We start from the raw sequence: 8,003 nt of genomic DNA on the forward strand, positions 1-8,003 counted from the left end.
CTATTTTAGCGCTGGCGCATATCCGGAATGATGAGATCCCCGCGCAGCACGCACGCGCCCAGCACGTCCTGCGTTTTTTCGCTCAGCCAGCTGACGATGCGGGCCGCCATCGCGTCCATCGAGTATTCGATGGCCGGGATGGTTGGGATCCCCGGCAGGTGCACGGAGCCAGCGAGGCTGAAGACCATGATGTCACCCGGCACCGATTTATTAAACGCCTGTAGCTGGGTGATCACCCGCTGCGCCTCCTGCTCGTCGGCGACCAGCAGGGCATTAAAGTTCAGCGTGGTGGCGTTGTTAAGCAGCACCTGGAGCGCTACCGATGCCGAGGTGGCATCCATAAACACCAGGTTACGGTTAAAGGGCAGGAAGTTGTTTTCCAGCGCGTGCTTATAGCCCAGCAGCACCCGCTCAGCGGAGCCGCTCACGTCCGGGTGGATCAGCGCTATCTGGCGTCGACCTTGGCTAATCAAATAGTTGCAGGCCGTTTCCGCTGCGAAGGCGTGATCGAACTGAATACTGTTCGGCGTATCGGCTTCGGCGCAGTCCACCAGAATCACATCATCATAGCCAAGGTTATTCAGCGGAAAACGCGCGCCGATAATCAGCACATCATCGCAGAGACCGCAGGTCAACTCGTCGAGGGCACTGATCACCCCTGACCGGCTATTGGCAAAGCGCAAAAGCAGGTGCTTCTGATGCTGGCTGAGATGCTTCTCCAGCGCGTAGAGGTAGCCGGTGGTCTGGTTGATATTATCCTGGGCGCAGATGACGCCAATGCAGCCGGTGGTCTGGCTGAGCAGAGACTGAGCGATGACGTTGGGCCGGTAGTTTAGCTCTTCGACGGCTTTTAACACCGCCAATCGGCTGGCCTCTTTGACGCCGCGTGACCCACTCAACACCCGCGAGACGGTTGCTTTAGATACTCCCGCCAGACGTGATACATCGTTGATTGTAGACATCTTTTTCCCCTGTCAGGCCGAATATACAGCCCGAAAAACAAGCAAAACATGGTGCATAATATCGCCAGCAGCAGTATAGCTGCATTCTATTTCGCATGGAAACCGATTTTCCGTTTACCTCTTATTGCGGGTAGTGAGCCATAAAAAGCTGTGATGTAAATCCAGGAAAATCACCCTATGTCCTGCGGACTTTGATGGGTATCACACTTCAATATCAGAGTGATGGAAACCGGTTTCCATATGATATCCAATCATCATTGTAATAACTTTTAACATTTAGAGGATGGGGATGATGAACAAGATCATGCTGTGCTGCTCTGCGGGGATGTCCACCAGCCTGCTGGTGAGGAAAATGGTCGAAGCGGCAGAAGAGAGAGGTTTACCGGTAGAGATCGATGCTTACGGCGTAGCGGAGTTTGATACTCAGTTTCCACGCTATCAGGTGGTGCTGCTGGGGCCGCAGGTAAAATACATGCTTAACTCGCTGTCAGAAAAGGCTGCCGCCCACGGCATTCCCGTTCAGCCCATTAACCCAATGGACTACGGTATGCAGCGCGGCGATAAGGTGCTGGACTTTGCTCTGTCGCTCATCGAAGCGGCACACTAAAAGGGTGTTCCTATGAGTTCGTTATATCAATCCATGGTTGCCGTTATCGAGCAGTCCATCACGCCGCTGGCAGGACGTCTGGGGCAACAGAAGTATGTCATCGCCATTCGCGACGGCTTTACCGCCGCGCTGCCGTTTATGATCATCGGCTCCTTTATGCTGGTGTTTATCTTCCCGCCCTTCTCCGCCGACACCACCAACAGCTTCGCGCGCGGCTGGCTTGACTTCTCCCAGACCTATCGCGAACAGCTAATGCTGCCGTTTAACCTGAGCATGGGCGTGATGACCTTTTTTATCTCGGTCGGGATCGGTGCCAGCCTTGGTCGGCAGTTTAATCTCGATCCGGTGATGTCCGGACTGCTGGCGTTTATGGCCTTCCTGCTGGTGGCCGCACCCTATGCCGACGGCAAAATCTCCACCCAGTACCTGTCGGGCCAGGGGATCTTTACCGCGCTGATCACCGCCATCTACTCTACCCGCGTCTATGCGTGGCTGAAGCAGAACAACATCACCATCCGCCTGCCGAAAGAGGTGCCGACTGGCGTGGCGCGCTCCTTTGAGATCCTGATCCCGGTGGTGGTGATTATCGGCACGCTGCATCCGCTGAACCTGTTCATCGAGGCGCAAACCGGCATGATCCTGCCTCAGGCGATTATGCACCTGCTGGAGCCGCTGGTTTCGGCGTCGGATTCGCTGCCTGCCATCCTGCTCTCCGTGCTGCTGTGCCAGATCTTCTGGTTTGCTGGCATTCACGGTTCGCTGATCGTTACCGGCATTATGAACCCGTTCTGGATGGCGAACCTCTCCGCTAACCAGGCTGCGCTGGCGGCGGGCACGGTGCTGCCCCACATCTATCTGCAAGGCTTCTGGGATCACTATCTGCTGATTGGCGGCGTCGGCTCTACCCTGCCGCTGGCCTTCCTGCTGCTGCGTAGCCGTGCTACTCATCTGCGCACCATCGGCAAAATGGGCATCGTCCCGAGCTTCTTTAATATCAACGAGCCGATTCTGTTCGGTGCGCCGATCATCATGAACCCGATGCTGTTTATCCCCTTCGTCTTCGTGCCGATGATTAATGCCTGTCTCGCCTACGCCGCAACGAAACTGGGCTGGCTGGCACAGGTGGTCTCGCTGACGCCGTGGACAACGCCAGCGCCTATCGGCGCATCCTGGGCCGCTAACTGGGCGCTGAGTCCGGTCATTATGTGCGGGATCTGCATGGTGCTGTCCGCCCTGATGTACCTGCCGTTCCTGCGCGCCTATGAGCGTTCGCTGATGAAAACCGAAGAGCAGAAAGCGCAGGACGTGACGCCGCTGGCTGGCACCGTGCGTCAGTAATTAACCGGAGAGAATAGAGATGAAATACGCATTTCCAGAGCATTTCTGGTGGGGCAGCGCCAGTTCCGCGCTGCAAACCGAAGGGCAGAGCCAGCAGGGCGGCAAAAGCGCCACGACGTGGGACCACTGGTATGCGAGCCAGCCGTACCGTTTTCACCAGCAGGTCGGCCCGCAGGACACCTCAACGTTTTACCAGAACTGGCGGCAGGATATCGCCCTGCTTAAGCAGCTCAACCACAACAGCTTCCGTACCTCACTGAGCTGGTCGCGGCTGATCCCAGACGGCGTGGGTGAGGTCAATCCTGAGGCGGTGACGTTCTATAACAACGTTATTGATGAGCTGCTGGCCCAGGGGATCGTCCCGTTTATCACCCTGTTCCACTTCGATATGCCGATAGTGATGCAGGAGAAAGGTGGCTGGGAGAATCGTGAAGTCGTGGAGGCGTTTAGCCGCTACGCGCAGATCTGTTTCGACCTGTTTGGCGACCGGGTGCTGCACTGGTTTACCTTCAACGAGCCGATTGTGCCGGTAGAAGGCGGCTACCTGTATGACTTCCACTACCCTAACGTGGTGGATTTTAAACGCGCGGCGACGGTGGCCTACCATACGGTGCTGGCGCACGCCTCTGCGGTTCGCGCCTACCGCGCCGGACATTACCCAGGAGAGATCGGCATTGTCCTCAACCTGACGCCGTCCTATCCGCGCTCAAACAACCCGGCGGATCTCACTGCCGCGCACCATGCCGATCTGCTGTTTAACCGCAGCTTCCTTGACCCGGTGCTGGTTGGCGAGTATCCGGCAGATTTAGTCGCGCTGCTGAAAGAGTACGATCAGCTGCCGGCCTGCCTCCCGGAGGACAGCGCCCTGATTGCCGACGGCAAAATCGACCTGCTGGGGATCAACTACTACCAGCCGCGCCGCGTGAAATGCCGCGACAGCGCGGTTAACCCGGCCTCGCCGTTTATGCCGGAGTGGCTGTTTGATTATTACGAGATGCCGGGCCGGAAAATGAACCCTTATCGCGGCTGGGAAATATACGAGCCGGGTATTTACGACATCCTCACTAATTTACGCGTTAATTACGGCAACCCGCGCTGCTTTATTTCAGAGAACGGCATGGGCGTCGAAAACGAGCAGCGTTTTATTGAGAATGGCCAAATAGACGATCAATACCGGATTGAGTTCGTTTCCGGCCACCTGAAGTGGCTGCATAAGGGTATTGAGGAGGGCTGTCACTGCCTCGGTTACCATATGTGGACGTTTATTGATAACTGGTCGTGGTGTAACGGCTATAAAAACCGCTACGGTTTTGTGCAACTCGATTTAGCCACCCAGACGCGGACAATAAAACGCAGCGGAGAGTGGTTTGCCGCTACCGCCGCCAATAACGGATTTAACGAGGAACAATAAGATGATTGAACTGGAAGAGGCCGTCATGGAAATTATCGTCAACGCTGGCCAGTCGCGCAGCCTCTGCTTCGAGGCGCTGCACGCCGCGCGCGAGGGCAACTTTGACGAGGCCAACAGCCTGCTGCGCGAGGCGGACGGCTACGCACGCCAGGCGCACCATATGCAGACCAAACTGATCGAGCAGGACGCCGGGGAAGCCCGCCAGCCGATGACCTTAATTATGGTTCACGCTCAGGATCATTTAATGACCTCGCTGCTGGCCCGTGAACTGTCGGAAGAGATTATTCGTCTTTATCAACGTTAATTAATTATGGAGAAATAATCAGTCAGTTTTTAAGTAATCTGTACCTCACAATTAATGGTGATAGCGCAACTATTCCGCATCAAGCGGCGGGATAGTTATTGTCTAAAAATAATATATTAGATTGAGACAAAAAATGAATATCAATAAAAAACTTCCAGTCGCGCTGGCGGTTATGGCTGCCCTTTGCTCTGGTTCAGTCAGCGCCCAGGAGTTTACTCAGGAACAGATCGACGCGATTGTGGCAAAAGCAGTTGATAAAGCCCTCGCGGAGCGGCAAAAGAAAATGGATGCGGCGATCGATAAGAAAGCCGATGTGATTACCGAGCCGCAAACCGCGGCCCAGTCGCCGGATCTGGCGATCCCCTTTGGCGTGAAATTTACAGGCTATGCCCGCTACGGAGCGCAGTTCCAGGGCGGCGATCAGAAGTTCGTTGGCGTTGACGGCTCCTATAACGGCTCCTCCGCGATTGGTCGTCTGGGCAACGAGGGCAACGGCGGTGAATTCCAACTCTCGAAAGCCTTTAAAGGCGATAACGGCGCTATCTGGGACATCAACGTGATGTTCGATCACTGGGGCGACGAGGTGAACCTGAAAAAAGCCTACGCCGGGGTGACCAATATTCTGGCATCCAACCCCAACGCCTACCTGTGGGCAGGCCGTGACTTCCACCAGCGTCCGCAGCAGGGCATCAACGACTACTTCTGGATGAACCACGACGGTCAGGGCGCAGGGGTGAAAAACTTTGACATCGGCGGCGTGCAGTTTGACGTCGCGGCGGTGGCGGCGGTGGAGTCCTGTAGTCCGGAAGTGATGAACGATGAAGGCAACCCGTCGCGTATCACCTGTACTGGCGGCTCCGGCACCGGCGATAAAGGCAACTACGCCATTACCTCCAAAGTGCACGGTATGAAGGTCGGCCCGCTGGATCTGGAGCTGTATGCCAACTACGGCTTCGACTCGAAGGCGGTGGATACCGACGAGCGTAAGAATGCCTGGCAGGGCGGCGTGGTGCTGAGCCACACCACTGAGAAAGGGGTGAACAAGGTGATTGCCCGTTACTCGGATAACTCAGACAACAGCGTGTATAACAAAACCGACGATCTGACGGCGATCTACGCCAGCTTTGAGGGGAACTACAAGTTCACCCAGCAGGCACAGATTGAGTACCTGCTCGCCTTCCACGACTACGATAACGATGCCAACAGCGTGGATAACCGCCGCAACTACGGCGCGATCGTTCGTCCAATGTACTGGTGGAACGACGTGCACTCTACCTGGCTGGAAGCGGGCTATCAGCGGGTTGATTTCGACCAGGGCGGGGATAACCACGGCTGGAAGCTGACGCTGTCGCAGAACGTCTCGATTGCAATGGGGCCAGAGTTCCGTCCGATGCTGCGCTTCTACGTCACCGGCGGCCAGGTGGATAACGACCGCACCGCGCGGGTAAACGGTACGGAAGAGAGCAATCTGGATTCGTTCAACGTCGGCGCGATGTGGGAAGCGTGGTTCTGATGTAGTTCGCGCGTCATGCCCGGCGGCGCAGAGCCAGCCGGGCAGAGAGCAATTACCCTTTTACGCGTACTTTCGCAGCCACTAACAGCGCCGTCAGCAGCATCAGGCTGCCGGAGAGCACCAGCGGCGAGAGCAGGCCGAGGTTATCGAGTGCGTAACCGCCGACCGCCGCGCCACAGGTATTGGCAAGCTGGATCACCGCAACCTGGATCGATCCAGCCTTTTCCGCCTGATCCGCCAGCGAGCGGGTGATCCACGTCGACCAGCCTACCGGTACCAGCGCAAAGGCTAATCCCCATACTACCGCTACCACAGAGGCGACGATTTTATCGCTGCCCCAGAGGATCAGGGTCAGGGCGCTAAGAGCCAGCACCAGGGGGGCAACGGCCAGCGCCGTTTTAAGCGATTTTTTCAGGAACGCGGACGACATGGAGGTGCCGATAAAGCTGGCAATACCAAAGCTGAGCAGCACCAGCGTCAGGCCGTCAACGTCGAAGCCCGCCATGCTGGTATAAACCGGGCGGATATAGGTAAAGAAGGCAAACTGACCGGCAAAGGCCATAAAGATGGCGATCATTCCCGCCAGCACGCCTGGGCGCTTAAGAATGCCAAACATATTCTGCTTATGCTGCATCGGTTCGCCCGGCAGGGACGGCAGCGCTTTCCAGACCCACAGCGTACAGACGATCCCCATCACCGCCGCCGCGTTAAAGACGTTACGCCAGCCAATGATGCCGCCGAGGAAGCTGCCCAGCGGAGCGGCGATCACCAGCGCAATCGACACCGCGCCGAAAATCACCGACAGCGCCTTGGGAACCACGCGCGTCGGCACCAGGCGCATAGTCAGCGAGGCGGACATCGCCCAGAAGCCGCCGAGGGCAAGGCCTAAGCAGGCGCGCCCGACCAGCAGCAGGGCAAAACTGTTGGCAAACGACACCAGCAGGCAGGAGAGGGTTAACAGCACCGAGAAGATGAGCACCACATAGCGGCGGTCGGTGGTACGAATGGTTTGGGTGATAAACAGGCTGGCAAACATGGCCACAAACGCGGTCATGGTGACCGACTGCCCGGCGGTACCTTCAGAGATGCCTAAGTCCAGCGCCATCGGCGTCAGCAGGCTGACCGGCAGAAACTCCACCGTGATAAGGCAGGCCACGCAAAAGGCGACGGCGAAGACGGCTGACCAGTTGGGCCGAGCCAGTTCCGGGTGGGGTTTTCCCTGTAAATGCTCACTCATTTTGCCTCCAGGCAACGTCACATTGCGGTAAAGTCGCGCAGTGTAACATTCTGAGTGTGACGTATTTAACGTTTTAGCAACTTTCCACTTTTAATGCAGCCAGTGCACGCCCTCTTCAGGCATAAAGAAAGCGTTGTAGCGCACCTGAAAGTTGTTGATCTCGGCCATATCCGGCTCCAGCTCGCGCAGGAAACCCAGCGCCAGACGCACTTGAGCATCGGTCAGCGGCGCGGCAAGGCGGGCCTTTTGCAACGTACGGTGCCAGTAGTGGAGGTTCTGCTCGCTGCTATCGACAATGCACGCCTGCCAGATCAGCAGCGTCTGGGCGGCATTCTGGAGATGCGCCTCGTCCGGGCGGGAGAGGTACTGAATGTACTCCGCACCCGCCGCTTTTCCCAGCTGGTCAATCATCGATTCAACCGGCATCGGCGTGGTGCCCAGCCGCTCGCTCAAGCGGCGTACCGCCCGCCGGGAGTCAGAGGTCAACACCCGAAAACCCACTACAAAAACAATAACCAGCGTCGCCAGCGTTAACCAAATCATGAAAGCTCCTGCCCAATCCCAGAATGCTTATCATACGGGTAAACACGACGACGCATACAGTCTCTTTAGTGCGCTATCCCGGTCGTCA

Annotated in this window: 7 protein-coding genes and 1 pseudogene; 5 read left to right on the forward strand and 3 right to left on the reverse strand. The window is 56.9% G+C overall.

Annotated features, from left to right (window positions below; all coding sequences use genetic code 11):
* Positions 1-5 precede the first annotated feature (5 nt).
* Positions 6-962, reverse strand: a complete 957-nt coding sequence (locus FN633_RS04035) for a LacI family DNA-binding transcriptional regulator (RefSeq protein ID WP_154056839.1) — start codon at positions 960-962, stop codon at positions 6-8.
* A 292-nt stretch (positions 963-1,254) separates the two neighbouring features.
* On the opposite strand from FN633_RS04035, the gene FN633_RS04040 reads away from it, so the two are divergent.
* From FN633_RS04040 to FN633_RS04060, 5 genes are all read left to right on the forward strand, one after another.
* Positions 1,255-1,569, forward strand: coding sequence for a PTS sugar transporter subunit IIB (locus tag FN633_RS04040; protein WP_042393560.1), 315 nt, complete (start codon positions 1,255-1,257; stop codon positions 1,567-1,569).
* A 12-nt stretch (positions 1,570-1,581) separates the two neighbouring features.
* On the forward strand, positions 1,582-2,907 hold the full coding sequence (locus tag FN633_RS04045) for a PTS sugar transporter subunit IIC (RefSeq protein ID WP_042393428.1): 1,326 nt from the start codon (positions 1,582-1,584) through the stop codon (positions 2,905-2,907).
* A gap of 19 nt (positions 2,908-2,926) precedes the next feature.
* Positions 2,927-4,318, forward strand: a complete 1,392-nt coding sequence (locus FN633_RS04050; protein ID WP_154056840.1) for a glycoside hydrolase family 1 protein — start codon at positions 2,927-2,929, stop codon at positions 4,316-4,318.
* A 1-nt stretch (position 4,319) separates the two neighbouring features.
* Entirely contained in the window at positions 4,320-4,622 is a 303-nt protein-coding gene (locus FN633_RS04055; RefSeq protein ID WP_042393431.1) for a PTS lactose/cellobiose transporter subunit IIA, read from the forward strand.
* A 133-nt stretch (positions 4,623-4,755) separates the two neighbouring features.
* Positions 4,756-6,135 (forward strand): carbohydrate porin, encoded by a 1,380-nt coding sequence (locus FN633_RS04060; protein ID WP_154056841.1) that lies wholly within the window; start codon positions 4,756-4,758, stop codon positions 6,133-6,135.
* A gap of 52 nt (positions 6,136-6,187) precedes the next feature.
* On the opposite strand, the gene nepI is transcribed toward FN633_RS04060, so the two are convergent.
* Both nepI and FN633_RS04070 read right to left on the reverse strand, forming a co-directional pair.
* Positions 6,188-7,372: a purine ribonucleoside efflux pump NepI gene (nepI, locus tag FN633_RS04065; RefSeq protein ID WP_042393435.1), complete on the reverse strand. Its 1,185-nt coding sequence runs from the start codon at positions 7,370-7,372 to the stop codon at positions 6,188-6,190.
* 90 nt (positions 7,373-7,462) lie between these two features.
* Positions 7,463-7,924 (reverse strand): annotated as a pseudogene (locus FN633_RS04070) (DUF1198 domain-containing protein); the annotation flags it as partial.
* Positions 7,925-8,003: the final 79 nt, after the last annotated feature.

It is taken from the genome of Pseudescherichia vulneris, assembly GCF_902164725.1.
In the GTDB taxonomy this organism is placed as follows: Bacteria; Pseudomonadota; Gammaproteobacteria; order Enterobacterales; family Enterobacteriaceae; genus Pseudescherichia; species Pseudescherichia vulneris.

Bases quoted from the DNA above. Each gene is read 5' to 3' on its own strand.
- FN633_RS04035 (WP_154056839.1), bottom strand. From the start codon at position 962: ATGTCTACAATCAACGATGTATCACGTCTGGCGGGAGTATCTAAAGCA.
- FN633_RS04040 (WP_042393560.1), top strand. From the start codon at position 1,255: ATGAACAAGATCATGCTGTGCTGCTCTGCGGGGATGTCCACCAGCCTG.
- FN633_RS04045 (WP_042393428.1), top strand. From the start codon at position 1,582: ATGAGTTCGTTATATCAATCCATGGTTGCCGTTATCGAGCAGTCCATC.
- FN633_RS04050 (WP_154056840.1), top strand. From the start codon at position 2,927: ATGAAATACGCATTTCCAGAGCATTTCTGGTGGGGCAGCGCCAGTTCC.
- FN633_RS04055 (WP_042393431.1), top strand. From the start codon at position 4,320: ATGATTGAACTGGAAGAGGCCGTCATGGAAATTATCGTCAACGCTGGC.
- FN633_RS04060 (WP_154056841.1), top strand. From the start codon at position 4,756: ATGAATATCAATAAAAAACTTCCAGTCGCGCTGGCGGTTATGGCTGCC.
- nepI (WP_042393435.1), bottom strand. From the start codon at position 7,372: ATGAGTGAGCATTTACAGGGAAAACCCCACCCGGAACTGGCTCGGCCC.